We start from the raw sequence: 25,150 nt of genomic DNA, 5'->3' as shown, positions 1-25,150 counted from the left end.
GAGGAGGGCCGATGGGCTCCGCGACCCCCGTCACCGGCACGCTGTCCGCCGACCTGCGCCAGGCCGTCCAGGCCGTCCACGAGCGCGCACACGGCTCGTCCTACATGGCCGCCCTGACCGACGGCGCGCTCCCGCTGCCCGCCTACACCCTGCTCGCCGAGCAGTACGTCGCGATCTACACCGCGCTCGAGGCCACCGGCGACGCGCTGGCCGCCGACCCCCTCGCCGGGCCGTTCGTCATCGACGAGCTGCGCCGGGTCCCCGCCCTGCACGCCGACCTCGACGCGCTGGGCGGCGGCGTCCCCCGGATCCTGCCCGCGACCGCGGCCTACGCGGAGCGCCTGCGCGGCTGCGCCGCCGACCCCGCCCGCTGGATCGCCCACCACTACACCCGCTACCTGGGCGACCTCGCCGGCGGCCAGGTCATCGGGAGGATGCTGCAGCGCACCTACGGCCTCGACGGCCCCGGGCGGCTGTTCTACGACTTCTCCGCGCTGGGCAGCCCGTCGCGGTTCCGCACCCGCTACCGCGCGCTGCTCGACACCGCCCCGCTGACCGCGCCGCAGCGCGAGCGGCTGCTGGCCGAGGCGGTGCTCGCGTTCGAGCTGAACATCGCGGTGTTCGAGGAGATGGCCGAGGAGGTCGGCACCGCCCCCAGGATCGCCTCCTAGACTGGGGCCGACCCGACCGGCCGATCCCAGGAGCGCACCCTCGATGTCCAGCCCCGGCATCGACCCGGACGAGCTCGCCGTCGCCCTGCGGGTGCTGGCCGCCGTCGACGGGCTGCCGCCCGAGCACCCCGACGCCGTCGCCGTCCGCCGGGCCACCGCCCGGATCTGGAAGTCGGTGCGGCTGCGCCGCCGGGCGGAGAAGCGGCAGGCGGAGAAGGCGTCCGACGCCGCGGTGACCGCGGCGACCGCGACCGGCGCGACCGGGCGCATCGACGACGAGACGGCCGGGATCCCGCTGGTCTCCTCCGCCCCCGGCGCGAGCGCGGGGACGCTGCACCGTGCCCGCGGCTGCTACGTCTGCAAGACCCGCTACACCACGGTCGACGCCTTCTACCACCAGCTCTGCCCGGACTGCGCCGCCGAGCACCACGCGCACCGCGGCGCCCGCACCGACCTCACCGGGCGCCGCGCCCTGCTCACCGGCGGCCGCGCGAAGATCGGGATGTACATCGCGCTGCGGCTGCTGCGCGACGGCGCGCACCTCACGGTCACCACCCGCTTCCCGCGCGACGCGGCCCGCCGCTTCGCCGCCCTCGACGACGCCGCCGACTGGCTGCACCGGCTCCGCGTCGTCGGGGTCGACCTGCGCGACCCCACCCAGGTCGTCGCGCTCGCCGACGAGGTCGCCGCCGCGGGCCCGCTGGACGTGCTGGTCAACAACGCCGCCCAGACCGTCCGCCGCTCCCCCGGCTCCTACGCCGCGCTGGAGGCGGCCGAGGCCGAGGCGCTGCCCCCCGGGGACCTGCCCGAGATCGTCGAGTTCTGCACCGCCGCGCGCGAGCACCCGGCCGTGCTGTCGCTGCCCGGCGGGCGGGAGCTGGCGGCGCTGGCGACCACCGCCCCCGCGGCGCCCGGCCGCGCCACCGGCGGGGCGCTCGTCGACGCCGGCGGGCTGCTGCCCGACACCGCCGCGGTCAACAGCTGGGTCGACCACGTCCAGCACGTCGACCCGCTCGAGCTCCTCGAGGTGCAGCTCTGCAACCAGACCGCACCGTTCGTGCTGGTCTCGCGGCTGCGGGCGGCGATGGCCGCGTCGCCGTCGCGCAACAAGTACGTCGTGAACGTCTCGGCGATGGAGGGGGTGTTCGGCCGCGGCTACAAGGCGCCGGGGCACCCGCACACCAACATGGCCAAGGCCGCGCTGAACATGCTCACCCGCACCAGCGCCGGGGAGATGTTCGCGACCGACCGCATCCTCATGACCTCGGTGGACACCGGCTGGATCACCGACGAGCGACCGCACCCGACGAAGCTGCGCCTGGCCGACGAGGGCTTCCACGCGCCGCTGGACCTGTCCGACGGCGCCGCCCGCGTCTACCACCCGATCGTCGCCGGGGAGTCCGGGCAGGACCTGCACGGGGTGTTCCTCAAGGACTACCGCGTGTCCTCCTGGTAGTGGGGCCGCCCCGATCCTGTCGGGGGGCGCCGCTACCGTGCGGTCCGTGCTCGAGATCCACCGCGCCGAACGCGCCGACACCCTCGTCGAGGCCCTCGCCGGGGTGCTCGCGGACGGGGCGGGCGACCCGTTCGCGCCCGAGATCGTCGCGGTGCCCGAACGGGGCGTCGAGCGCTGGCTGGCCCAGCGGCTCTCGCACCGGCTCGGCGCGGGCGGCGGCACCGGCGGCGTCTGCGCGAACGTCCGGTTCCCCGCCCCGGCGGCGCTGCTGGGCGGGGTCGTCGCGCACGTGACCGGTACCGACGCCGCGACCGACCCGTGGGCGCCCGGGCGCTCGGTGTGGCCGGTGCTGGAGCTGGTCGACGAGGCGGTCGCCTCGGGCGAGGACCGGTTCGCCGCGCTCGCCGCGCACCTGGAGCGCGGCGGGCAGGGCCGCCGCTACGCGCTGGCCCGCACCCTGGCCGGGCTGTTCGCCACCTACGCCACCCACCGGCCCGGCCTGCTGGAGCGCTGGCACGCCGGGCACGACGACGTGCCCCCCGACCTGACCTGGCAGCCGGAGCTGTGGCGGCGGCTGCGCGCCGCGCTCGGGGTCCCGGGGCCCGCGGAACGCCTCGCCGGGGCCGTGGCGGCGCTGCGGGCCGGCGCCGACCCGGGGCACGAGGTCGGCGCGCGCCTGTCGCTGTTCGGCCCGACCCGGCTGGCCGCCGAGCACCTCGCCGTGCTGGAGGCGCTGGCCGCGCACCGCGCGGTGCACCTGTGGCTGCCCCACCCCTCGCCCGCGATGTGGTCCGCGGTGCGGGAGGGCCGCACCGCGGCGCCACCGGCCCGGGCCGCCGACACCAGCGCCGGGGCCGTGCGGCACCCGCTGCTGCGCTCGCTGGGCCGCGACACCCGCGAGCTCGCCCTGCGGCTGCCCGCCGCGGGGCCCGGGGTGCGCGACACCCACCACCCGGCGCCCGCGCCGCCCGCCGGCGAGCCGTCCCTGCTGCGGCGCCTGCAGGAGTCCCTGCGCGACGACACCGCCCCGCCGCCGCCCGGGGAGCGGCCGCTGCTCGACCCGGCCGACCGCAGCGTGGTGCTCCACTCGTGCCACGGTCCGGACCGGCAGGTGGAGGTGCTGCGCGAGGTGCTGCTCGGGCTGCTGGCCGCCGACCCGGGGCTGGAGCCGCGCGACATCGTGGTCATGTGCCCGGACATCGAGGTGTTCGCCCCGCTGATCACCGCCTCGTTCGGGCTCGCGCCCGATGCGGGCACCGACGCCGGGGCCGGTCCGTCGCGCGAGGAGCTGCACCCCGGCCACCTGCTGCGGGTCCGGCTCGCCGACCGCGCCCTGCGCCAGGCCAACCCGCTGCTCGGCACGGTGTCCACGCTGCTGGAGCTGGCCGGGTCGCGGGTCAGCGCCTCGCAGGTGCTCGACCTGGTCGCCTCCGCCCCGGTCCGCCGCCGCTTCCGCCTCGACGACGACGCGCTGGAGCGGCTGTCCGAGCTGGTCGCCGCGGCCGGGGTCCGGTGGGGGCTCGACGCCGCGCACCGCGCCCCCTACCGGCTCGACGGCATCGGGCAGAACACCTGGCGGGCCGGGCTGGACCGGCTCCTGGTCGGCGTCGCGATGGCCGAGACCCCGGGCGCGCCGGCCTGGCTCGGCACGGCGCTGCCGCTCGACGAGGTCGACTCCTCCGACGTCGACCTGGTCGGCCGGCTCGCCGAGATCCTCGACCGGCTCGGCACGGTGCTGCAGGCGCTGCGCGGCCCGCAGCCGCTCACCCGCTGGGTCGCGGCCCTGACCGAGGGGCTGGAGGCGCTGACCGACACCGCTCCGGCCGACGCCTGGCAGGCCGGTCAGGCGCGCGCGGAGCTGGCCGACGTCGTCGACTCGGCGGGCCCGCAGGCCACCGGCGTCGACCTGGACCTGCCCGACGTGCGCGGCCTGCTCGCCGAGCGGCTGCGCGGGCGACCCAGCCGCGCGAACTTCCGCACCGGCACCCTCACCGTCGCCACCCTGGTGCCGATGCGGGCGGTGCCGCACAAGGTCGTGTGCCTGCTCGGCTGCGACGACGGCGTCTTCCCCCGGGCCGGCGCCGCCGACGGCGACGACGTCCTGGCCCGCGACCCCGTCGTCGGGGAGCGCGACCCGCGCGGCGAGGACCGCCAGCTGCTGCTCGACGCACTGTGCTCGGCCACCGAGCACCTCGTCGTCGTGTCCTCCGGTGCCGACGAGCGCACCGGCGCCGAGCGCCCGCCGTCGGTGCCGATCGGCGAGCTGTGCGACGCGATCGACGCCTGCGTGCGGACCGGGACACCGGAGCGGGCCTCGCAGATGCTGCGGGCCCGCCACCCGCTGCAGCCGTTCGACCGGCGCAACTTCCGCCGCGGCGGGCTGCTCGCGTCCGGGCCGTTCAGCTTCGACCGCGCCGCCCTGCGCGGCGCCGAGGCCGCGGCCGGGCCGCGGGCGGCCACCGCGCTGTTCGGCGGCGCGCCGCTGCCCCCGCCCGACGACCCGGCCGACGGCGTGGTCGAGCTCGACGAGCTGGTCGCCTTCGTCGAGCACCCGGTGCGGGCGTTCCTGCGCCAGCGCGTGCGCGTGCTGGCGCCGGAGGAGAACGCCGAGCCCGACGACGCGCTGCCCGTCGAGCTCGACGGGCTCGCCACCTGGAAGATCGGCGACCGGCTGCTCGCCGACCGGCTCGCCGGGGCCGCCCCGCAGGCGGTCGCGCGGGCCGAGACGCTGCGCGGGGACCTGCCGCCCGGCGGGATCGGGCACCGCGTGCTCACCGAGGTGGGCGGGCAGGTGGAGCCGCTGGTCGCGGTCGCGGCGACGGTCGCGACGGGCGAGGCGACCTCGCAGGACCTGCTCGCGCAGCTCACGGGCACCGCGCAGGACGGCGCCACCGTCGCGGGGACGGTGCCGGGGCTGCACGGCGACGTCGTCGTGCGGGTGGAGTACTCGCGGCTCAAGGCCAAGCACCGGCTGCGGGCGTGGGTGCAGCTGCTCGCGCTCACCGCGGCGCACCCGGACCGGCCCTGGACGGCGGTGACGGTGGGCCGCGGGCCCGGCGGCGCGGCCCGCTCGGTGCTCGGCCCCGTCGAGCCGGCGACGGCCCGCCGCGTGCTGGCCGACCTCGTCGCGCTGCGCCGCGAGGGCCTGCGCGCGCCGCTGCCGCTGCCCACCGACGCGGGGGCGGTCTACGCCCGCAACCGCGCCCGCGGGGTCGCCCCGCCCAACGCGCACGCCGCGGCCGAGAGCGAGTGGTCGCGCTTCGAGCACACCGAGGCCCCGCACGTCTTCGTCCGGGGTGGCTCCGGGGGGCCGCTGATCGTCACGCCCGAGCCCGGGTCCGGCGCCGAACCCACCCGCTTCGGGGAGCTGGCCGTGCGCCTGTGGGCCCCGCTGCTCGACCACGAGAGGCAGGACGCACCGTGAGCACCGGACTGCTCTCCGCCCCGACCTTCGCCGTCGACGGCCCGCTGCCGACCGGCACCGTCGTGCTGGAGGCGAGCGCCGGCACCGGCAAGACGTACACGATCGCCGCGCTCGCGACCCGCTACGTCGCCGAGGGCGTCGCCGAGCTGGACCGGCTGATGCTGGTGACCTTCGGTCGCGACGCCACCCAGGAGCTGCGCGAGCGGGTCCGGGAGCGGCTCGTCGACACCGAGCGGGCGCTCGCGGCGGTCGCGGCCGGGGCCGCGCCCCCGCCGCCGGAGGCCGACCCGGTCGTCGCGCACCTGGCCGCCGCCGAGCCGGCCGAGCTGGAGCGGCGCCGCGCCCGGCTGGCCGCCGCGTCCGCCTCGTTCGACGCGGCGACGATCGCGACCACCCACCAGTTCTGCATGCAGATGCTGGCCGGGCTCGGCGTCGCCGGGGACAACGACCCGGACGCGGAGTTCGTCGACCACGTCGACGACGTCGTGACCGAGGTCGTCGACGACTTCTACGTGCGCAAGTACGCCGCCCCGAACGCGGGCCGCCCGGCCTTCGACCGGACCGCGGCGCTGGCCCTGGCCCGGCGCGCGGTCGCCGACCCGCAGGCCGAGCTGGAACCCCGCGACGCGGACCCCACCACCCCGGCCGCGACCCGTCACGGGTTCGCCGCGGCGGTGCGCCGCGAGGTCGACGCCCGCAAGCGCCGGGCCCGCATCTACAGCTACGACGACATGCTGACCCGCCTCGCCGCCGCGCTGCGCGACCCGGTGCGCGGCCCGGCGGCCCGGGAGCGGCTGCGGTCGCGGTTCTCCGTCGTCCTGGTCGACGAGTTCCAGGACACCGACCCGCTGCAGTGGGAGATCCTGTCGCTGGCCTTCCACGAGGCCCCCGGCACCACGCTGGTCCTGATCGGCGACCCGAAGCAGGCCATCTACGCGTTCCGCGGCGCCGACGTGCACAGCTACCTGAAGGCCGCCGACGCCGCGGCGGGCCGGCGCACCCTGGACACCAACCGGCGCAGCGACGCGGCGCTGCTGACCGCGCTCGAGGGCGTGTTCGGCGAGTCCGCGCTCGGCGAGCGCGACATCGTCGTGCACCCGGTGCGGGCCCACCACACCGGCCGGCGGCTCAGTGCGCACCACGACGCGCCGCTGCGGCTGCGGGTGGTGGACCGCGACCGGCTCGACCTCACCGGACGCGGCCTGGCCCGGGCCAAGGGAGCGCGCGCGGTCGTGGCCCGCGACGTCGCCGTCGACCTGTCCCGGCTGCTCGACGGCAGCGCGACCTTCGAGGGCGCGGCGCTGCGCCCCGGGCAGGTCGCCGTGCTGGTCCGCACCAACGCCCAGGGGGTGCTGGTGCGCGACGCCTGCGCCGGGGCCGGGGTCCCGGCCGTGCTGACCGGGTCGAGCAGCGTGTTCGGCACACCCGTCGCCGCGGAGTGGCTGACCCTGCTGGAGGCCGTGGAGCAGCCGCAGCGCTCACTGCGGCTGCGTTCCGCGGCGCTGACCCGATTCGTCGGTCACTCGGTCGCCGATCTCTGCGGCGCCGACGCCGAGCGCCTGGTCGACCAGCTCGGCGCCGACCTGCGGGCCTGGCACCAGGTGCTGGCCGAGCGGGGGGTCGCCGCGCTGCAGGAGGCGGTGTTCGCCCGCTATGCCCCCGCCGAGCGGCTGCTGCGCCGCCCGGACGGCGAGCGCGACCTCACCGACCTGCGCCACGTGGGGCAGGTGCTGCACTCGGCCGCGCTGGAGCGCCACCTCGGGCCGACCGCGCTGACCGAGTGGCTGCGCCACCGGATCGGGGAGGCCGCCCGCGACACCACCGCCGAGCGGAGCCGCCGCCTCGAGTCCGACGCCGACGCGGTGCAGATCGTGACCGTGCACCGCTCCAAGGGTCTCGAGTTCCCCGTGGTCTACCTGCCCTTCGCCTGGGACCGGTGGGTCGACGAGACCCCGGAGACGCTGCTCTACCACGACACCCCGCCCGGCGAGGCCGGTGCGCGGCGGCTGCTCGACGTCGGCGGGTCGACCGGGCCGGACCGGGCGCGGCGGATCGCGCTGCACCAGGCGGAGGAGGCCGGGGAGGACCTGCGGCTGCTCTACGTCGCGATGACACGGGCCTGCAGCCAGGTCGTCGCCTGGTGGGTCCCCGGCACGACGACGGCGGCCTCGTCGCTGCACCGGATCCTGTTCGGGCGGGGCGGCCCCGGCACCCAGCCCGAACCGTCGGTGAAGGTGCCGGGCGACGCGAACGCGCTGGACGTGCTGCGCACGCGGCTCGGGCCGTGCGGGGCGTCGGTGGAGACCCTGCACGACCGCGACCCGGCCGAGCGGGCACCGCGCGAGCCCGGCGACCGGCTCGACGTCGCGCGGTTCACCCGCACCCTGGACACCGCGTGGCGGCGCACCTCCTACACCGCGCTGACCGCGGCGGCGCACGCCGCGCACCACCCGCACCTGCTGCCCGACGCCGAGCCCGAGCCGCCGGCCCCGGGCGTGCTGAGCGAGCCCGAGGCCGAGGGGATCGTCGACGAGCCCGCCGGGCCGCTCCCGGCCGTCGCGCCCGCCCCGGCCGGCGACGGGACCGACCCGGCCGCGTTCGGCTCCCCGATGGCGGACCTGCCCTCGGGCACCGGGTTCGGCACGCTGGTGCACGCCGTCCTGGAGCACCTCGACACCACCGTCGCCGCCCGCGGCGACGACGCGCTGCGCGCCGAGGTGGTCGCACACGTGACCGAGGAGCTGCGCCACCAGCCCGCCGACCTCGACCCGGACGCGCTCGCCGACGCCCTGGTCCCGGTGCTGCGCACCCCGCTCGGCCCCGTCGCGTCCGGGCTGGCGCTCGCCGACGTCGCGCCCCGCGACCGGCTCTCCGAGCTCGACTTCGAGCTGCCGCTGTGCGGCGGGGACTCCCCGTCCGGGCGGCTCACGCTGGCCGGGCTCGCCGCCGCGGTGCGCCGCCACCTCGGGCCGGGCGACCCGCTGCACGGCTACGCCGACCTGCTCGACTCCCCCGACCTGGCCGGTCAGCCGCTGCGCGGCTACCTGACCGGCAGCATCGACTCGGTGCTGCGCGTGCGGGGCGGGGACGGGACCGACCGGTTCCTGGTCGTGGACTACAAGACCAACTGGCTCGGCCCGGTCGGGCCGTCCGGGCGGGACCCACTGACCGCCGCGCACTACACCGCGGACCGCCTGGTCGCCGCGATGACCGACGCGCACTACCCGTTGCAGGCGCTGCTCTACGCCGTCGCGCTGCACCGCTTCCTGCGCTGGCGGCTGCCCGGCTACGACCCCGGGACCCACCTGGGCGGGGTCGGCTACCTGTTCCTGCGCGGCATGTGCGGGCCCGCCACGCCCGTCACCGGGACCGGCCCGCTGGCCGCGCCGTGCGGGGTGTTCGCCTGGCGTCCGCCCGCGGCGCTGGTCGAGGAGCTGTCGGACCTGCTGGACGGAGGCGCCCCGTGAGCACGACGAGCACCGGCGCGGCGCGGAGGGCGCCGGGCACCCGGCCCGGCCCGGCCGCCGCCGACGCCGAGCGGGACCCGTACGGTCCGCGGGCGGCACGCACCGCGACCGGGGTGCTCGCCGCGTTCAACGAGGCGGAGGTCCTCGCCCCCGGCGACGTGCACGTGGCCCGCAGGCTCGCCGCGCTCGGCGGCCGGGGCGACCCGACCGGCGCGCCCGGTGGCGCCGCCCCGGCCGGCCCGGACGGCGCCGAGCCCGAGGAGGTCGTCCTCGCCGCGGCGCTCGCGGTCCGGGCGATCCGCAACGGCTCGGTGTGCGTCGATCTCGCGACCGCCGCCGCGACGACGTCCGGCGAGGGCGAGGTCGCGGTCGACGTCTCGGTCCTGCCGTGGCCCGCACCCGCCGCCTGGCGCGACGCGTGCGCGGCCAGCCCGCTGGTCGCCGTCGGCGAGCACGCCCCGCCGGGGCGCCCGTTGCGGCTGCTCGGCGACCTGCTCTACCTGGAGCGCTACTGGCAGGAGGAGGAGCTGGTCCGGCGCGAGTTCACCGCGCGCTCCGGGCCGGTCACCGCCGTCGACCCCGGCCGGCTGTGCGCGGCGCTGGACCGGCTGCTCGGCGAGCCGGGCGCCGAGCGGCAGCGCCTGGCCGCCGCGGTCGCCGCGCTGCGCCCGGTCGCGGTGATCGCCGGCGGGCCCGGCACCGGCAAGACGACGACGGTGGCGGCGCTGCTCGCCGTCCTGCACGACCTGCACCGCGCCGACCACCCGGCCGGCGCGCCGGGCCTGCGGGTGGCGCTGGCCGCCCCGACCGGCAAGGCCGCGGCCCGGCTGACCCAGTCCGTCGCCGAGGCCCACGGCCGGCTGCCCGCCGGCGACCGGGCCGCGGTGTCGGGGGTGACCGCGTCGACGCTGCACCGGCTGCTCGGGTCGCGCGGCACGTCGGGCCGGTTCCGCCACCACCGCGGCAACCGGCTCCCGCACGACGTCGTGGTCGTCGACGAGACGTCGATGGTGTCGCTGACGATGATGGCCCGCCTGCTCGAGGCGGTCCGCCCGGACGCGCGGCTGGTGCTGGTCGGCGACCCGGAGCAGCTCGCCTCGGTCGAGGCCGGGGCGGTGCTCGGCGACCTCGCCGCCGCCGACGGGCGCGCCGAGCCGGAGCTGCAGGAGGCGCTGGCCGCGTGCGGGGCGTTCCGCGCCGAGCGGCCCGTCACCCCGACCGGGGGCGCCCCGGCCGGACCGGCGGCCGCGGGCGAGCCCGTCGTCGTCGGCAACGGCGTGGTCCGGCTCGAACGCAACTGGCGCTTCGGCGGCGCGATCGCCGACTTCGCGCGCGCCGTGCAGCTCGGCGACGGCGACGCCGCGGTCGCGCTGCTGCACACCGGCGCGGCGGACCTGGCGTTCGTCGCGGGCGACGCCGCCGAGATCGAGCCGCGCCGCCTCGACACCTTCCGTCAGGACGTCACCCGCGCCGCGGTCGACGTCATCGGGGCCGCCGACGCGGGCGACGCCGGCGCCGCGCTGCGCGTGCTCGACGACCACCGCGTGCTCTGCGCACACCGCCGCGGCCCGCACGGCGTGACCCGCTGGACGGCGGAGATCGAGCGGTGGGTGGAGGCCGCCCGCCCGGGGTTCGCCGCCGAGGCGCCCTGGTACCCCGGCCGCCCGCTGCTGGTCACCACCAACGACTACGACCTGGGCCTGTTCAACGGCGACACCGGCGTCGTCGTCCGGACCGGGGACGGGCGGCGCGCGGTGTTCCCCCGCGACAACGGCCACGTCGCGTTCGAACCGGCCCGCCTGGGCGGTGTCGGGACCGTGCACGCCATGACGGTGCACCGCAGCCAGGGCAGCCAGTTCAAGCGGATCACCGTCGTGCTCCCGCCCGCCGACTCGCCGCTGATGACCCGCGAGCTGCTCTACACCGCGGTGACCCGGGCCAAGGAGTCGGTGCGGATCATCGGCACCGAGGACGCCGTGCGGGCCGCGGTCGCGCGCCCCGCGGGACGCGCCAGCGGGCTGAGGGAACGCCTCGGGGCGGCCGTGACCGACCCGTCCTGACCGTCCTGACCCGTCCGGTCGTGGCGGGCGGGTCGTGGCGGGCGGGTCAGGCGGCCGGCCCGCCCGGGGCGCCGGCCGCCGCCTGCTCACGGTTCGCCTTGCGACCCGCGCGCACCGACACCAGCACGACCAGCGCCAGGCTGATCCACAGCGCGTACTTGTCGACCGCGAGCACGACGTCGACCGCGCTCTGCCCGAGCCCGAAGCCGAGACCGGCGACCAGCCCGGTGATCAGGGCGGCGCCGACCGCGTCGAACAGCAGGAAGGTCGCCAGGCGCATCCGCCCGAGCCCGGCGACGGCGAACACCGCCGCGGCCGGGATGCCGGGCAGCGCCGCGGCGACGACCGCGATCGGCATGGCCCACCGCGGCCAGCTCCGGACCCGCCCGACGAACCGCTTCGCCAGGTCCCCCGGCGCCCAGAGCGCGACGATCTTCTCGCCCCACCGCCGTCCGGCCAGCCAGAACAGCCAGTCGAACTTGATCATTCCGAAGACCCCGGCCGCGACGACCACCCACAGCTGCGCCTCGCCGATGCGGGCGAACGCGGCGCCGGCACCGACCGCCGAGAGGCTGCCGGTCACCGCCGCCAGCGCCACCGGGTGCGAGGCCAGCAGGAACGGCCGCAGCGGCATCGTGACCAGCATGAACGCCAGCAGGCCCAGCGTGGAGAAGACCAGGACCTTGTCCCCGCGCGACATCGGGTGGTCCCAGGGCATCGCGTCGCGCCAGGCCTTCTTCGCCGCCGCCATCTCCTCCGGCGTGTACTCGCGCCGGCCCCAGCGGCGCCGGCCGGTCGGTGCCGGCGGCCCGGCGTCGCCCGACGGCCGCGCCGGCTGCGGTGCGGTGTCCTCGCCCGTCATCGTCGTCCCCCCTCGCCGCGCGGCCCTCGCCGTCCGGCACGTCGACGATAGGCCGCCGCGCGACCGGTCCGGATCGGCGAGGAGGACGAGATGCCCGGGCGCGCCCGCTCGTCCGTGGGGAGGACCGGACCGTCGCGAATCCGTGGGCACCGCGGGGAGGACCGGGCCGTCGCGAATCCCGTGGGCGGCGCGGGCGGCTCCCGCTACCGTCGCGCGGATGAGCCCGGCGCCCCGCGACCCCGTGGCCGGGGCGGTGACCCTGCGCCCGCTGGTCCGCGCCGACCTGCCACGGCTGCGGCGCTGGCTCGACGCCCCGCACGTGCACCGCTGGTGGTTCCACGACACCACCGACGAGGCCCTCGAACGCGACTTCGGGGCCGGCCTGCGCGGGCAGGAGCCGGGCGAGGACCTCGTCGTCGAGCTCGCGGGCACGCCGGTCGGGCTGGTGCAGCGGGCCCGCTGGCGCGACTACCCCGAGGAGGCCGCCCTCATCGCCCCGATCCACCCCGTCGGGCCCGGTGCGCTGACCGTCGACTACCTCATCGGCCCGCTCGAGCTGACCGGACGCGGGCTGGGGCCGCGCGTGATCACCGCCGCCGTCGACGGCGGCTGGGCGCGCCACCCCGACGCGACGTGCGTCGTCGTGCCGGTCAGCGCCGGCAACCGGGCGTCGTGGCGGGCGCTGGAGAAGGCCGGCTTCCGCCGCGTCGCCAGCGGCGACCTGCCGCCGGACAACCCCGCCGACCCGCCGCTGTGCCACGTCTACCGGCTCGACCGGCCTCCGGTGCCATGATGGCGTCGTGCCTCCCGTGACCAGTGCCGGACTGCTGCTGCACCGGACCGGCGAGAACGGCCCCGAGGTCCTGCTCGGCCACATGGGCGGACCGTTCTGGGCCCGCAAGGACGCCCACGCCTGGTCGCTGCCCAAGGGCGAGCACGGGCCGGAGGAGTCACCGGTCGACGCCGCGCGCCGCGAGTTCACCGAGGAGATCGGTGTCCCGCCGCCCGACGGCGAGCCGGTCGAGCTGGGCACGGTGCGCCAGTCCCGCAAGACCGTCACCGCGTTCGCGCTGGACGGGAGCGGCTTCACCGGCGCCGACGCCGTCGCCGAGCGGGTCGACGACGGCAGCTGGGTGGAGCTGGAGTGGCCGCCGCGCTCGGGGCGCACCGTGCGCTTCCCCGAGATCGACCGCGCCGCCTGGTTCGACCTGCCCACCGCGCGGGAGAAGATCGTGAAGGGGCAGGCCGCGCTGCTCGACCGGTTGGCGGCCCTGGTCGGCGGGTAGTCCCGGTCCATGGCGAGCAGCATCAAGGACGAGGAGATGTACGAGCGGCTGCGCGAGGAGGGCAACTCCAAGGAGAAGTCCGCGCGCATCGCGAACGCCGCGGCGGCGCAGGGCCGCTCCACCGTGGGGCGGCGCGGCGGCGAGCAGGGCGACTACGAGGACCGGACGAAGGACGAGCTGTACGCGCAGGCGCAGAAGGTCGGCATCGAGGGCCGCTCGGACATGACCAGGGACGAGCTGATCGAGGCGCTGCGCGAGCACTGAGGCGACCGGGGTGACGAGCCGCCGACACGACCACGACGCCGGGGGCGACCCGCGGGCCCTGGCGCGCAAGGCGGAGCTGCGCGAGGAGGTCTGGACCGCGCTGACCGAGCAGCGGGCGGCCCGGTTCCCCGGCGCGCGCAACCGCATCTCCAACTTCGTCGGCGCCGAGGCCGCGGCGCGCCGGCTGCGCGAGCTCGACGTGTGGCGTGCGGCCCGCACCGTCAAGTCCAACCCGGACTCCGCACAGCTGCCCGTCCGGCAGTACGCACTGGAGGACGGCAAGACCGTCTACATGGCCGTGCCCCGCCTCGCCGAGGACGACCCGTTCTTCCTGCTCGACCCCGACCACCTCGCGGACCCGCCGCGGCGCGCGGTGTCGATCCGCAACGCGACGCGCTCGGCGCGCCGGGTCGCCGTCGAGGAGCTGGAGCCGGTCGACCTCGTCGTCACCGGCTGCGTGGCCGTCGGTGCCGACGGCGCCCGGCTCGGCAAGGGCGGCGGGTTCGCCGACCTCGAGTTCGCCCTCGCCCGTGCGGCCGGGCTGATCTCCGACGACACACCGGTCGTCACCACCGTGCACGAGCTGCAGCTGCGCGACGCGGGCGTCGTCCCGTGGGCGTCGCACGACGCGCCGGTCGACCTCGTCGTCACGCCCGAGCGGGTCCTCGACTGCCGGGAGCACCGGCGCGACCGCCCCGACGGCGGCATCGTCTGGGACTCCCTCACCCAGGACAAGATCGACGCCATCCCGCTGCTGGGACGGCTGCGGGAGGACCGATGACCATCGTCTGCGAGCGCGGCGACATCACCGAGGCCCGGGTGGACGCGATCGTCAACGCCGCCAACTCCAGCCTGCTCGGCGGCGGCGGGGTCGACGGGGCGATCCACCGCCGCGGCGGGCGCGCCGTCCTGGCCGAGTGCCGCCGGCTGCGCGAGCGGCAGTGGCCCGACGGGCTGCCGACCGGCCGGGCCGTCGCGACGACCGCCGGGGACCTGCCCGCGCGCTGGGTGATCCACACCGTCGGGCCGGTGCACTCGCGCCGCGAGGACCGCTCGCACCTGCTGGCGAGCGCGTACGCCGAGTCGCTGCGCGTCGCCGACGAGCTGGGCGCGCGCTCGGTCGCGTTCCCCGCCGTCTCGGCCGGGGTGTACGGCTGGCCGGTGCCCGACGCCGCGCGGATCGCGGTGACCACCGTGCGCGACACCCCCACCTCGGTCACCGAGGTCCGGTTCGTGCTGTTCACCGACGACGTGCTCGACGCCTTCCGCGCGGCCCTAGGCTGACCCGCGTGATCAGCATCGACGGCCACACCCCCACCGTCCACGACGACGCCTGGGTCGCCCCCGGCGCCGTCCTCGCCGGGCAGGTGAGCATCGGCGCGGAGTCCGGGATCTGGTACACGTGCGTCATCCGGGCCGATTTCGCCCCGATCACCATCGGCGCCCGCACCAACATCCAGGACGGCAGCGTCCTGCACGCCGACCCCGGCTTCCCCGCGACGATCGGCGACGGCGTCACCGTCGGGCACCGTGCGGTCGTGCACGGCTGCACCGTGGAGGACGACGTGCTGGTCGGCATGGGCGCGGTGCTGATGAACGGCGTGCACGTCGGCGCGGGCTCGCTGATCGCCGCCGGCGCCGTGCTCACCCAGGGCACCGTCGTGCCGCCCGGGTCGCTGGTCGCCGGGGTGCCGGGCAAGGTCCGCCGCGAGCTCACCGACGGCGAGCGCGACTCGATCCCGCTCGCCGCCGCGGCCTACGTGCACCTCCTGGGACTGCACCGCGACGCCACGGCCTGACCCGCACGCCCCGGGGTCGCGGCCGGGCGGCGGCGGCCCGGCTCAGCCCAGCCGCTCGCGCAGGACGGCGACGCCGTCGCCGTCGAGACGGTCGAGCACGGCGGGCCGCCCGCAGGCGGCGACCAGCACGTCGATCCCCCGGCCGCGGACCTGCGCTCCCTCGCCGTGGGCGAACCCGGCGTCGTCGGCGACCAGACGCAGGCCGTCGAGCCGCCCGCGGGTGGTGAACGCGCGCGGCCGCCCGGCGACCACGAAGTCCAGCGCGATCCGGACGTCGGCGGGGTCCGGGTCGTGGGGCAGCCCGAGCGGGACCGCGATGTCGGCGGTGTGCACCAGGACGTCGGTCATCGGGCCCCGCAGCCCGACCCCGGGGATCGCGAACCGGCTGTCGGCGTGCGTGCGCAGGATCGCGGCGATCTCCGGCACGGGGCGCGCCGCGACCCGGCGGGCCGCCCGGTCGATGGCCCGGTCCGCGCTGCCGCGGGCGGTCACCATGTCCACGACCAGCGTCCCCAGGTTCATCGTCAGCACCGACGCGACGTGCCCGGCGACGGTGCGCACGTCCCACTCGGTGCAGAGGCTGGGGTGGGCGAGTGCCTCCTGATCCAGCGACCCCAGCAGGTCGGCCAGGGCGCGACGGTGCCGCGCGGAGACGGCGAGCACGGTCTCGTCGGGGACGGCGGACGCGGTCACGGGGCTCCCTCCGGCGGGCCGCCCGGCCCGCGACGGCGGCGAGCCTACGACCGCCCGCGGTCCCGACGGCCCCGGACCCCGCCGGACGCGCACCGCTCCCGGCGCCGCCCACCGGATCGGGGTGCGCGTTCCCCGGAGCGGGTGTGCGGCCGGCCGGCCGGTCCGGGTCAGGCCGGGCCGGGCCGGGAGAGCCGCCGCCCGTGGAACGCGCGGATGTGCGCCTCGATCCGGTCGGCCGCGCGCACGCCCTCCCCCGCCGCGAGCGCCGCGTGGATCTCCCGGTGCTCGGCCCGCAGCCGTGCCCGCAGCGCCGGCCAGTCCCGTTCCTCGTGCATGGCGCCGAGCAGCACCCCGCGCACCGACTCGCGGATCGCCCGGGTCAGCTCGCTCACCAGCTTGTTCCCGCCGGACGCGGCGATCGCGACGTGGAAGGCGATGTCGGCGTCGCTGAAGGCGGCCGGGTCGAGGTCGGCGTCCATCGCGTCGAGCTCCGCCGCCATCCCCAGCAGGTCCGCGGCCGAGCGGCGGCGGGCGGCGAGTCCGGCGGAGAAGCGCTCGAGCATGACGCGGGCCTCGGTGACGTCGTCGACCGGGAAGGAGTCGACGGCCAGGTGCAGCTGCAGCACCCGCCCCAGCGCCCGCGCCGGCGCCGGGACGACGACGGTGCCGGAGTCGCTGCCCGTCCCGACCTGGGAGCGGATCACGCCCTGGGCCTGCAGCACCCGCAGCGCCTCGCGCACGGCCTGGCGGGAGGCACCGAGCCGGGCGGCCAGCTCGCGCTCCGGCGGCAGCCGGTCACCGGGACGCCACTCCCCGCTCGTCAGGCGCTCCTCGACGTGGGCGAGGACCATCTCGTAGGCGGCGGGAGCGCGCACACCGGTCATCTCGGCCTCCTGCTTGTGTGTGGTCCGACCATACCGCTACCTTGGTCGGACCACACCCCCTCCGCCCCACCACACCACCGGAGGCCCCATGCCACGCGTCGGCCTGATGGTCACCTGCCTCAACGACGCCCTGTTCCCGGACACCGGCCGGGCGGTCGTGTCCCTGCTGCGCCGCCTGGGGGTCGAGGTCGAGTTCCCGGCCGCGCAGACCTGCTGCGGCCAGCCCATGGTCAACACCGGCTACCTCGACGAGGCCGTCCCGCTGGTGCGCAACCACCTCGACGCCTTCGCCGGCTGCGACGCGATCCTCGCGCCGTCCGGGTCGTGCGCCGGGTCGGTGCGCCACCAGCACGGCCTGGTCGCCCAGCGCTCGGGCGACCCCGGCCTGCGACGCGCGGTGGAGAACGCCCCGCCGACCTACGAGCTGAGCGAGTACCTCGTCGACGTGCTCGGTGTCGTCGACGTCGGCGCGTACTTCCCGCACCGCGTCACCTACCACCCGACCTGCCACTCGCTGCGGATGCTGGGCGTCGGCGACCGCCCGACCCGGCTGCTGCGCGCGGTGCGCGGGCTGACCCTGCTGGACCTCCCGGGCGCCACCGAGTGCTGCGGGTTCGGCGGCACGTTCGCGGTGAAGAACTCCGAGACCTCGATCGCGATGGGCAACGACAAGGCCCGCCAGGTCCGCTCGACCGGCGCGGAGGTGCTCGTCGCCGGGGACAACTCCTGCCTGATGCACGTCGGCGGGCTGCTGTCGCGGCAGCGCTCGGGCATGCGCGTGATGCACCTGGCCGAGGTCCTGGCCTCGACCGAGCCGGTGATCGAGGCGCGCGACGAGCGCGCCGCGACCCCGCGCTCGGCGGGCAGCGCGGGGGTGCCGGCATGAGCGGCACGTTCCTCGGCACCCCGGCGTTCCCGACGGCGGCGCGCGCCGCGCTGGAGGACTCCCAGCTGCGCCGCAACCTCGCCCACGCCACCGGCGTCATCCGCACCAAGCGGGCCGGAGTGGTCGGCGAGGTCGACGAGTGGGAGCAGCTGCGCCTGGCCGGCGAGGCGATCAAGAACCGGGTGCTGCGCCACCTGCCCGACTACCTGGAGCAGCTGGAGCGCTCGCTGACCGCGGCCGGGGCGACGGTGCACTGGGCCCGCGACGCGGCCGAGGCCAACGCGATCGTCGTCGGCATCGCCCGGCGCCACGGCACCGACGAGGTCGTCAAGGTCAAGTCGATGGCGACGCAGGAGATCGACCTCAACGGCGCGCTGGAGGCCGCGGGCATCCACGCCTGGGAGACCGACCTCGCCGAGCTGATCGTGCAGCTGGGCGACGACCTGCCCAGCCACATCCTCGTCCCGGCGATCCACCGCAACCGCGCGGAGATCCGGGAGATCTTCCTGCGCGAGATGGGCCGCGCCGGGCGCGCGGCCCCGGACGACCTCACCGACGAGCCGGCGCGCCTGGCCGCGGCGGCGCGCGCGCACCTGCGGGAGAAGTTCCTGCGGGCGAAGGTGGCGGTGTCGGGGGCGAACTTCGCCGTCGCCGAGACCGGCACGCTCACCGTCGTCGAGTCCGAGGGCAACGGCCGGATGTGCCTGACGCTGCCCGAGGTGCTGGTCTCGGTGGTCGGCATCGAGAAGGTGCTCCCGACGTTCCAGGACCTCGACGTCATGCTGCAGCTGCTGCCGCGCTCCTCCACCGGCGAGCGGATGAACCCCTACACCTCGACGTGGACGGGCGTCACCCCCGGAGACGGGCCGCAGGAGGTGCACGTGGTGCTGCTGGACAACGGCCGCACCGACGTGCTGGCCGACCCGACCGGCCGGCAGGCGCTGCGCTGCATCCGCTGCTCGGCGTGCCTGAACGTGTGCCCGGTCTACGAGCGCACCGGCGGGCACGCCTACGGCTCGGTCTACCCCGGGCCGATCGGCGCGATCCTCACCCCGCAGCTGCGCGGGGTCGGCTCGGACCCGCAGACCGACTCGCTGCCCTACGCCTCCAGCCTCTGCGGGGCGTGCTTCGAGGTGTGCCCGGTGCGCATCGACATCCCGGAGGTGCTGGTGCACCTGCGCGCCGAGGTCGTCGACGCGCACCGGGCGGCGAGCCGGGTCCCCTCGGTCCAGGACGTGGCGATGCGCGCGGCGTCCTGGACGCTGTCCTCGGCGAGGCGGACCGGTGCCGCGGAGAAGGCGGCGGGCCTGGGCGGGCGCCTGGTCGCGCGGCTGGGCCGCACCGCGCCCGGCGGGCGCAGCGTGCTCGGCGCGCTGCCCGGCCCGGCGAGCCCGTGGGCCGACTCGCGCGACGTGCCCGTCCCGGCGGCGGAGTCGTTCCGGGAGTGGTGGGAGCGCACCGACGGCGGCCGGAACGGGAACGGGGAGGCGGGGCGATGAGCGCGCGCGAGGCGATCCTGGGCCGGGCCCGGCGGGCCCTGTCCGACGTCCCCGACGTCGAGCCGGTGCTCGACGTCGAGGTGGTCCGCCCGGTGCCGGACCGGTCGGCGTCGCGCGGGCAGGTCGTGGACCTGTTCGACGAGCGGGTCGCGGACTACCGCGCCGTCGTCGAGCGGGCCACCCCCGCGACGGCGGCCGAGCGGGTCGCGGGCGCGCTGGCCGGGCGCACCCCGCTCGCGGGGTCCGGGCCGCTGCGGATCCTGGTCCCGGTCGGTTTCCCCGCCGAGCTGGTCCCCGGCGACGTCGAGGTCGTCACCGACGGCCCGGACGTGCCGGTCACCGAGCTGGACCGCTGCGACGGGGTGCTGTCCACGGCCGCGACCGGCATCGCCGAGACCGGCACGATCATCCTGGACCACGGCCCCGGGCAGGGCCGGCGGGCCGCGACCCTGGTGCCGGACCTGCACGTGTGCGTGGTGCGAGCCGACCAGGTCGTGCCGGGGGTCGCCGAGGCGGTGGCGACGCTGGACCCGGCGCGGCCGCACACCTGGATCAGCGGGCCGAGTGCCACCAGCGACATCGAGCTGGACCGCGTCGAGGGCGTGCACGGGCCGCGGACGCTGCACGTGGTGATCGTCGAGGAGTGACCCGTCCCGCCCGCCCGGTGGGGTGAGCGCACCGGGCGGGCGGGACGTTCCGTTGCTCCGAGACACGATCGTGACACCGGAGGGGCTACCGGACTCGCCCGGACGGTCGTACGGTCCCCGGCAATGTATACAAGGATCCGGGCATCGGTGCTGCTGCTCGGTGCGGTGGCCCTGCTCAGCGGCTGCCTCGCCGTGCAGCCGGTGCTGCCGGCGCCGCCGCGCCCGGAGGTCCCCGGTGCGGCGCTCGCCCCCGGCACGCCGGTGCGCCAGGGCGGCGACCTGGTGATGGGGCTGTCGAGCGAGCCCGACCGGCTCGACCCGACCACGTCGTCGTCGCTCTACACCCGCTACGTCATGAGCTCGATCTGCGAGAAGCTCTACGACATCGACGCGGCCGGCACCGTCGTCCCGCAGCTCGCGACGGCGCTGCCGGTGATCGGCGCGGGCGGCCGCACCGTCGACATCACGGTCCGGGACGGGGTGCGCTTCGCCGACGGCACCCCGCTGGACGCCGCCGCCGTCGTCACCACCCTGCGCCGGCACCTGACGCTGCCGGACTCCAGCCGCCGCTCCGAGCTGGGCCCGGTCACCGGGATCGCCGCGACCGGCCCGCGGACCGTGCGGATCTCCTACGCCCGCCCCTTCGCCCCGCTGACGGCGTCGCTGGCCGACCGCGCCGGGATGATCATGTCGCCGGCCGCGCTGGCCCGACCGGGGGTGGAGTTCTCCGCCGACCCGGTGTGCGTCGGGCCGTTCCGCTTCGCCGAGCGGGTCCCGCAGACCTCGATCACCGTGGTCCGCGACCCGCTGTACTACGCGGCCCACGAGGTCCACCTCGACTCGATCACCTACCGGATCATGAACGACACCGCGATCCGGGCGGCGAACCTGCGCAGCGGCGACGTCGACGTCGCCGACACGATCTCCCCGCAGGACGTCGACGCGCTGGCCCGCGAGCGCGACGTCCGCGTCCTGCAGATCCCGTCGCTGGGCTACCAGGCGATGACGGTCAACGTCGGCAACACCGCCGGCACCGGCAACCCGCCCGGCCGGATCGACACCCCGCTCGCGACCGACCCGCGGGTCCGCCGCGCGCTGGCCCTGTCGGTGGACCGCACGGTGCTGGTCAACGCGGTGTTCAACAACTGGTACGAACCCGCCTGCTCGCCGGTCCCGCCGGGCAGCACGTTCGCCACCCCGGCGAGCGACGCCTGCCCGCCCTACGACCCGGCCGCCGCCCGCGCGCTGCTGGAACAGGCCGGGGTGGCGCTGCCGTACCGGGTGACCATGAAGGTCTCCAACTCCCCGGACACCCTGCGCCTGGCCCAGGCGCTGCAGGCCGCCGTCGCGCAGGGCGGGTTCGCGATCACCATCGAGCCGGTCGAGTACTCGACGCTGCTCGACGTGCAGGACCGCGGCGACTTCGACCTGCTGCAGCTCGGCTGGTCGGGCCGGGTGGACCCGCACGGCAACATCGCCTCGTTCCTGACCACCGGGGCGGGCAACAACTACTCCGGCTACTCGAACCCCGCGGTGGACGAGCTGATCCGCCGCGCCGCGGCCACGATCGACCCGGCCGCACGGGCCGCGCTCTACGGGCAGGTGGTGACGCAGGTGCAGCGCGACAACCCGATCATCTACCTGTACCGGCAGCGCAACCTGACCGCGCACGCGGCCGACGTCGCCGGGGTGCAGACCTTCGCCGACGGCGTCGTGCGGCTGAGCCGGGCCGCGTTCCTCGAGCAGGGGGCCGGCTGATGGGGCGCTACCTCGCCGTCCGGTTCGGCCAGGGCCTGGTCACGCTGGTGCTCGCGTCGATGGTCGTGTTCGCCGGTGTGCGCGCGCTGCCCGGCGACCCGGCACTGGCCCTGGCCGGGGAGGAGGCGACCCCGGAGACGGTGGCCGCGATCCGGGCCCGGCTCGGCCTCGACGGCTCGCTCGTCGAGCAGTACCTGAGGTTCCTGGGCAGCGCGCTGACCGGGGACCTCGGCGAGTCGACCCGCACCGGCACCCCGGTCACCGAGCTGATCGCGACGACGCTGCCGGTCACCGGCTGGCTCTCGCTCTACGCGATCGTGGTCGCCGTCGTCGCCGGGATGGCGGCCGGGACGCTGGCCGCGGTGTACCGCGGGCGGGGTGCCGACCTCGCCGTCAGCGGGCTGTCGCTGGTGTCGCTGTCGGTCCCGAACTTCTGGCTCGGGCTGCTGGCGATCCTCTACCTGGCCGTGGGGCTCGGGCTGTTCCCGGCCTCGGGCTACGTCGCGGTCGGCGAGGACCCGCTGCGCGCGCTGTGGCACCTGACGCTGCCCGCGCTGATCCTCGGCACCGGGCTGGCGGCCATCGTGATGCGCCAGACCCGGGCGTCGATGGTGGACACCCTCACCGCGGACTTCGTGCGGACCGCGCGGGCCAAGGGCGTCTCGCGGGGCGCCGTGGTCGTGCGGCACGCGCTGCGCAACAGCCTGCTGGTGGTCCTGACGATCGTCGGGCTGCAGCTCGGCGGGCTGGTGTCCGGCGCGGTGGTGACCGAGCGGATCTTCGGGCTGCCCGGGTTCGGGAAGCTGACGCTGGACTCGGTGTTCACCCGCGACTACCCGGTGATCCAGGGGGTGGTGCTCGTCGTGACGCTCGCCTACATCGTGATCAACCTGGTGGTGGACGTCCTGTACTCGGTGATCGACCCGCGGGTGCGGGTCGCGGGGAGGTCGCAGTGACCGTGACCGAGACCGTCGCCCCGCCCGGGCGCGGAGAGCGCGGGCGGGTGCTCGCGGCGTTCCTGCGCAGCCGCTCCGGCGTCGCGGGCGCGGTGCTGCTCGCCGTCGTCGTGCTGGCCGCGCTGCTGGCTCCGGTGCTGGCGCCCTACTCCCCCGGCGCCGTGCACTTCGAGACGCCCTTCCAGCTGCCGCGCACGGTCGGGTTCCCGCTGGGCACCGACGACCTCGGCCGTGACGTGCTGTCCCGGATCCTGTTCGGGGCGCGGGCGTCGCTGCAGGTCGGGCTGCTCGCCGTCGCGCTGGCGGTGCTCGTGGGCACCCCGCTCGGGCTGGCCGCGGGCTGGTGGCGCGCGGCCGACGTCGTGGTGTCCCGGCTGACCGACCTCACGCTGGCCTTCCCGTTCCTGATCATCGCCGTCGGCCTGGCCGCGATCAGCGGCGCCAGCCTGGCCGGGGCCGCGGTCGCACTCGGCGTCGCCCAGGTCCCGACGATGATCCGGGTCGTGCGCGCGGAGACGCTGCGGCTGCGCGAGCGCGAGTTCGTGCTCGCCGCGCGCGCCATGGACGCCTCCGGACCGCGGGTGCTGCTGACCCACGTGCTGCCCAACGCGGCGTCGTCGGTGATCGTGCAAGCGACGGTGATCATGCCGGTGGCGGTGATCGGCGAGGCGCTGCTGTCCTTCCTCGGGCTCGGCATCCAGCCGCCCGACCCGAGCCTGGGGATCATGCTCTCCGACGCCCAGCAGTACCTGTACCGGGCGCCGTGGGCCGCGGTGTTCCCCGGTGTCGCGATCGTGCTGATCTGCCTGGCGTTCAACCTCGTCGGGGACGCCCTGCGCGACGCGCTGGCCCCGGGGGCCCGGCGGTGAGCGCGCTGCTGGAGCTGCGCGGGCTGCGCGTGGGCTACGCCGACGAGCGCGGCGCGGTCACCGAGGTCCTGCACGGGGTCGACCTGACCGTGGACCGCGGCGAGAAGGTCGCCGTCGTCGGCGGGTCGGGGTCGGGCAAGTCCACCGCCGCCGCGGCCGCGCTCGGCCTGCTGCCCGGCGGCGGGCGGGTCACCGGCGGTCAGGTCCGCTACGACGGCGAGGACCTCACCGCCGCCGGCGAGGCGCGCTGGCGGGCGCTGCGCGGGGCCCGCATCGGCCTGGTGCCGCAGGACCCGATGTCCAACCTGAACCCGGTGCACCGGGTCGGCGCCCAGATCGCCGAGGCGCTCACCGCCCACGGGCTGGCCCGCGGGCGCGCGGCCCGCGACCGCGCCGTCGAGCTGATGGCCGAGGCCGGCATCCCCGACCCGGCCCGGCGCTCGCGGCAGTACCCGCACGAGTTCTCCGGCGGGATGCGCCAGCGGGTGCTGATCGCGATGGCGCTGGCCGCCGAGCCGGACCTGCTGCTGGCCGACGAGCCGACCTCGGCCCTCGACGTCACCGTGCAGCGGCGGATCCTCGACCACCTCGCCGGGCTCACCGAGGCCCGCGGCACCGCGATGCTGCTGATCACCCACGACCTCGCCCTGGCCGCCGAGCGCGCCGACCGGGTCGTCGTGATGCACGAGGGACGGGTGGTGGAGACCGGGCCGGCCGGGCGGATCCTCACCGCCCCCGCCGACGACTACACCCGCCGCCTCGTCGCGGCGGCCCCGGCCATCGGCGGCGGGACCCGCGCCGCCCCGGCACCGGCGGCGCCCGAGCCGGTCCTCGTCGTCGACGGGCTGGTGCGCGAGTTCCGGGTGCGCGGCTCGCGCGAGCGCGTCCGCGCCGTCGACGACGTCTCCTTCACCGTCGACGCCGGCACGACGACGGCGCTGGTCGGCGAGTCCGGCTCGGGCAAGACGACCACCGCCCGGATCGTGCTGGGGCTCGACCGGCCCACCGCCGGGACCGTGCGCGTCGGCGGGACCGACCCGTTCCGGTCCTCGCGCCGGGAGCGGGCCGCGGTGCGCCGCGCCATGCAGCCGGTGTTCCAGGACCCCTACGGCTCGCTGGACCCGACGTCGTCGGTCGCGCGGATCGTCGACGAGCCGCTGCGGGTGCTGCGCGTCGGCGACGCCGCGTCCCGCCGCGAGCGGGTGACAGAGCTGCTCGACGCGGTCGCGCTGCCCGCGGCCACGGCCTCGCGGCGGCCCGACGAGCTGTCCGGCGGGCAGCGCCAGCGCGTCGCGATCGCCCGCGCGCTGGCGGCGCGGCCCGGGCTGGTGGTGTGCGACGAGGCCGTCTCCGCGCTGGACGTGCTCGTCCAGGACCAGATCCTCGAGCTGCTGACCGGGCTGCAGCGCGACCTCGGGGTGTCGCTGCTGTTCATCACCCACGACCTGGCCGTGGTCGGCCAGGTCGCGCACCGGGTCGTCGTGCTGCGGGCGGGACGGGTGGCCGAGCAGGGCCCGGTGGACCAGGTCGTCGGCGCGCCGGCCGCGGACTACACCCGCGAGCTGCTCGCGGCCATCCCCGGCGGCGGCTGAGTCGGCGATACCCAGTCCTGTCGAACCGGACGGCCACGGCGCGCACCGGCGGGGCCGCGGGTCCCACACTGCACCGG

At 77.0% G+C, this 25,150-nt stretch carries 21 protein-coding genes; 18 read left to right on the top strand and 3 right to left on the bottom strand.

Annotation, left to right across the window (positions count from 1 at the left end):
• Window positions 1-11: 11 nt before the first annotated feature.
• The 5 genes from WJX68_RS01160 to recD are packed head-to-tail and all read left to right on the top strand — an operon-like array spanning window position 12 to window position 11,078.
• Window positions 12-671, top strand: a complete 660-nt coding sequence (locus WJX68_RS01160) for a biliverdin-producing heme oxygenase (RefSeq protein WP_340285581.1) — start codon at window positions 12-14, stop codon at window positions 669-671.
• A 43-nt stretch (window positions 672-714) separates the two neighbouring features.
• The gene (locus WJX68_RS01155) at window positions 715-2,127 is read left to right on the top strand and encodes an SDR family NAD(P)-dependent oxidoreductase (protein ID WP_340285579.1); all 1,413 of its coding nucleotides are present in this window, start codon (window positions 715-717) and stop codon (window positions 2,125-2,127) included.
• 46 nt (window positions 2,128-2,173) lie between these two features.
• Window positions 2,174-5,551 carry an exodeoxyribonuclease V subunit gamma gene (gene recC / locus WJX68_RS01150; protein WP_340285577.1) on the top strand — a complete coding sequence of 1,126 codons (3,378 nt, stop codon included), beginning with the start codon at window positions 2,174-2,176 and terminating at the stop codon, window positions 5,549-5,551.
• Window positions 5,548-9,018: a UvrD-helicase domain-containing protein gene (locus WJX68_RS01145; protein WP_340285576.1), complete on the top strand. Its 3,471-nt coding sequence runs from the start codon at window positions 5,548-5,550 to the stop codon at window positions 9,016-9,018. The genes recC and WJX68_RS01145 overlap by 4 nt, the downstream gene beginning before the upstream one ends.
• A complete protein-coding gene (recD, locus tag WJX68_RS01140) occupies window positions 9,015-11,078 on the top strand; it encodes an exodeoxyribonuclease V subunit alpha (protein ID WP_340285575.1) in 2,064 nt (687 codons plus the stop codon). The genes WJX68_RS01145 and recD overlap by 4 nt, the downstream gene beginning before the upstream one ends.
• Window positions 11,079-11,124: 46 nt before the next feature.
• Here the strand turns inward: recD and WJX68_RS01135 are convergent, their stop codons facing one another.
• Window positions 11,125-11,940: a DedA family protein gene (locus tag WJX68_RS01135; protein WP_340285574.1), complete on the bottom strand. Its 816-nt coding sequence runs from the start codon at window positions 11,938-11,940 to the stop codon at window positions 11,125-11,127.
• A gap of 217 nt (window positions 11,941-12,157) precedes the next feature.
• On the opposite strand from WJX68_RS01135, the gene WJX68_RS01130 reads away from it, so the two are divergent.
• Genes WJX68_RS01130 through WJX68_RS01105 form a run of 6 tightly spaced genes read left to right on the top strand, consistent with a single transcriptional unit; the run spans window position 12,158 to window position 15,289 of the window.
• Window positions 12,158-12,733: a GNAT family N-acetyltransferase gene (locus WJX68_RS01130; protein ID WP_340285573.1), complete on the top strand. Its 576-nt coding sequence runs from the start codon at window positions 12,158-12,160 to the stop codon at window positions 12,731-12,733.
• Between the two features lie 16 nt (window positions 12,734-12,749).
• Window positions 12,750-13,226, top strand: coding sequence for an NUDIX hydrolase (locus tag WJX68_RS01125; RefSeq protein ID WP_422785628.1), 477 nt, complete (start codon window positions 12,750-12,752; stop codon window positions 13,224-13,226).
• 9 nt (window positions 13,227-13,235) lie between these two features.
• Complete coding sequence (locus WJX68_RS01120; RefSeq protein ID WP_340285571.1) at window positions 13,236-13,490, top strand: DUF7218 family protein; 255 nt, start codon at window positions 13,236-13,238, stop codon at window positions 13,488-13,490.
• Between the two features lie 10 nt (window positions 13,491-13,500).
• Window positions 13,501-14,271 (top strand): 5-formyltetrahydrofolate cyclo-ligase, encoded by a 771-nt coding sequence (locus WJX68_RS01115; protein ID WP_340285570.1) that lies wholly within the window; start codon window positions 13,501-13,503, stop codon window positions 14,269-14,271.
• A complete protein-coding gene (locus tag WJX68_RS01110) occupies window positions 14,268-14,774 on the top strand; it encodes an O-acetyl-ADP-ribose deacetylase (RefSeq protein ID WP_340285569.1) in 507 nt (168 codons plus the stop codon). Before WJX68_RS01115 ends, WJX68_RS01110 begins: the two co-directional genes overlap by 4 nt.
• A 5-nt stretch (window positions 14,775-14,779) precedes the next feature.
• Window positions 14,780-15,289: a gamma carbonic anhydrase family protein gene (locus WJX68_RS01105; RefSeq protein ID WP_340285568.1), complete on the top strand. Its 510-nt coding sequence runs from the start codon at window positions 14,780-14,782 to the stop codon at window positions 15,287-15,289.
• A gap of 42 nt (window positions 15,290-15,331) precedes the next feature.
• Here the strand turns inward: WJX68_RS01105 and WJX68_RS01100 are convergent, their stop codons facing one another.
• Entirely contained in the window at window positions 15,332-15,982 is a 651-nt protein-coding gene (locus WJX68_RS01100) for a maleylpyruvate isomerase family mycothiol-dependent enzyme (protein ID WP_340285567.1), read from the bottom strand.
• 167 nt (window positions 15,983-16,149) lie between these two features.
• Window positions 16,150-16,866: a FadR/GntR family transcriptional regulator gene (locus WJX68_RS01095; protein ID WP_340285566.1), complete on the bottom strand. Its 717-nt coding sequence runs from the start codon at window positions 16,864-16,866 to the stop codon at window positions 16,150-16,152.
• A gap of 88 nt (window positions 16,867-16,954) precedes the next feature.
• Between WJX68_RS01095 and WJX68_RS01090 the strand changes: the two genes are divergently transcribed.
• The 7 genes from WJX68_RS01090 (at window position 16,955) to WJX68_RS01060 (ending at window position 25,073) form a co-directional block, all read left to right on the top strand.
• Complete coding sequence (locus tag WJX68_RS01090; RefSeq protein ID WP_340285565.1) at window positions 16,955-17,752, top strand: (Fe-S)-binding protein; 798 nt, start codon at window positions 16,955-16,957, stop codon at window positions 17,750-17,752.
• Entirely contained in the window at window positions 17,749-19,251 is a 1,503-nt protein-coding gene (locus WJX68_RS01085) for a lactate utilization protein B (RefSeq protein WP_340285564.1), read from the top strand. The genes WJX68_RS01090 and WJX68_RS01085 overlap by 4 nt, the downstream gene beginning before the upstream one ends.
• Window positions 19,248-19,898, top strand: coding sequence for a LutC/YkgG family protein (locus WJX68_RS01080; RefSeq protein WP_340285563.1), 651 nt, complete (start codon window positions 19,248-19,250; stop codon window positions 19,896-19,898). Before WJX68_RS01085 ends, WJX68_RS01080 begins: the two co-directional genes overlap by 4 nt.
• 123 nt (window positions 19,899-20,021) lie before the next feature.
• On the top strand, window positions 20,022-21,656 hold the full coding sequence (locus tag WJX68_RS01075; RefSeq protein WP_340285562.1) for an ABC transporter substrate-binding protein: 1,635 nt from the start codon (window positions 20,022-20,024) through the stop codon (window positions 21,654-21,656).
• Window positions 21,656-22,612 carry an ABC transporter permease gene (locus tag WJX68_RS01070; RefSeq protein ID WP_340285560.1) on the top strand — a complete coding sequence of 319 codons (957 nt, stop codon included), beginning with the start codon at window positions 21,656-21,658 and terminating at the stop codon, window positions 22,610-22,612. Before WJX68_RS01075 ends, WJX68_RS01070 begins: the two co-directional genes overlap by 1 nt.
• Complete coding sequence (locus WJX68_RS01065; protein WP_340285559.1) at window positions 22,609-23,481, top strand: ABC transporter permease; 873 nt, start codon at window positions 22,609-22,611, stop codon at window positions 23,479-23,481. The genes WJX68_RS01070 and WJX68_RS01065 overlap by 4 nt, the downstream gene beginning before the upstream one ends.
• Window positions 23,478-25,073, top strand: a complete 1,596-nt coding sequence (locus WJX68_RS01060; protein ID WP_340285558.1) for a dipeptide ABC transporter ATP-binding protein — start codon at window positions 23,478-23,480, stop codon at window positions 25,071-25,073. Before WJX68_RS01065 ends, WJX68_RS01060 begins: the two co-directional genes overlap by 4 nt.
• Window positions 25,074-25,150: the final 77 nt, after the last annotated feature.

Origin of the sequence: Pseudonocardia spirodelae (genome assembly GCF_037727765.1) — a bacterium.
Classification (GTDB): Bacteria; Actinomycetota; Actinomycetes; order Mycobacteriales; family Pseudonocardiaceae; genus Pseudonocardia; species Pseudonocardia spirodelae.
Note: the sequence above shows the minus strand (reverse complement) of the source record. Positions and strands in the feature narration are given on the sequence as shown.

Bases quoted from the DNA above. Each gene is read 5' to 3' on its own strand.
- WJX68_RS01085 (WP_340285564.1), top strand. From the start codon at position 17,749: ATGAGCGGCACGTTCCTCGGCACCCCGGCGTTCCCGACGGCGGCGCGC.
- WJX68_RS01090 (WP_340285565.1), top strand. From the start codon at position 16,955: ATGCCACGCGTCGGCCTGATGGTCACCTGCCTCAACGACGCCCTGTTC.
- WJX68_RS01075 (WP_340285562.1), top strand. From the start codon at position 20,022: ATGTATACAAGGATCCGGGCATCGGTGCTGCTGCTCGGTGCGGTGGCC.
- WJX68_RS01120 (WP_340285571.1), top strand. From the start codon at position 13,236: ATGGCGAGCAGCATCAAGGACGAGGAGATGTACGAGCGGCTGCGCGAG.
- WJX68_RS01095 (WP_340285566.1), bottom strand. From the start codon at position 16,866: ATGACCGGTGTGCGCGCTCCCGCCGCCTACGAGATGGTCCTCGCCCAC.
- WJX68_RS01130 (WP_340285573.1), top strand. From the start codon at position 12,158: ATGAGCCCGGCGCCCCGCGACCCCGTGGCCGGGGCGGTGACCCTGCGC.
- WJX68_RS01110 (WP_340285569.1), top strand. From the start codon at position 14,268: ATGACCATCGTCTGCGAGCGCGGCGACATCACCGAGGCCCGGGTGGAC.
- WJX68_RS01070 (WP_340285560.1), top strand. From the start codon at position 21,656: ATGGGGCGCTACCTCGCCGTCCGGTTCGGCCAGGGCCTGGTCACGCTG.
- WJX68_RS01155 (WP_340285579.1), top strand. From the start codon at position 715: ATGTCCAGCCCCGGCATCGACCCGGACGAGCTCGCCGTCGCCCTGCGG.
- WJX68_RS01160 (WP_340285581.1), top strand. From the start codon at position 12: ATGGGCTCCGCGACCCCCGTCACCGGCACGCTGTCCGCCGACCTGCGC.
- WJX68_RS01080 (WP_340285563.1), top strand. From the start codon at position 19,248: ATGAGCGCGCGCGAGGCGATCCTGGGCCGGGCCCGGCGGGCCCTGTCC.
- WJX68_RS01135 (WP_340285574.1), bottom strand. From the start codon at position 11,940: ATGACGGGCGAGGACACCGCACCGCAGCCGGCGCGGCCGTCGGGCGAC.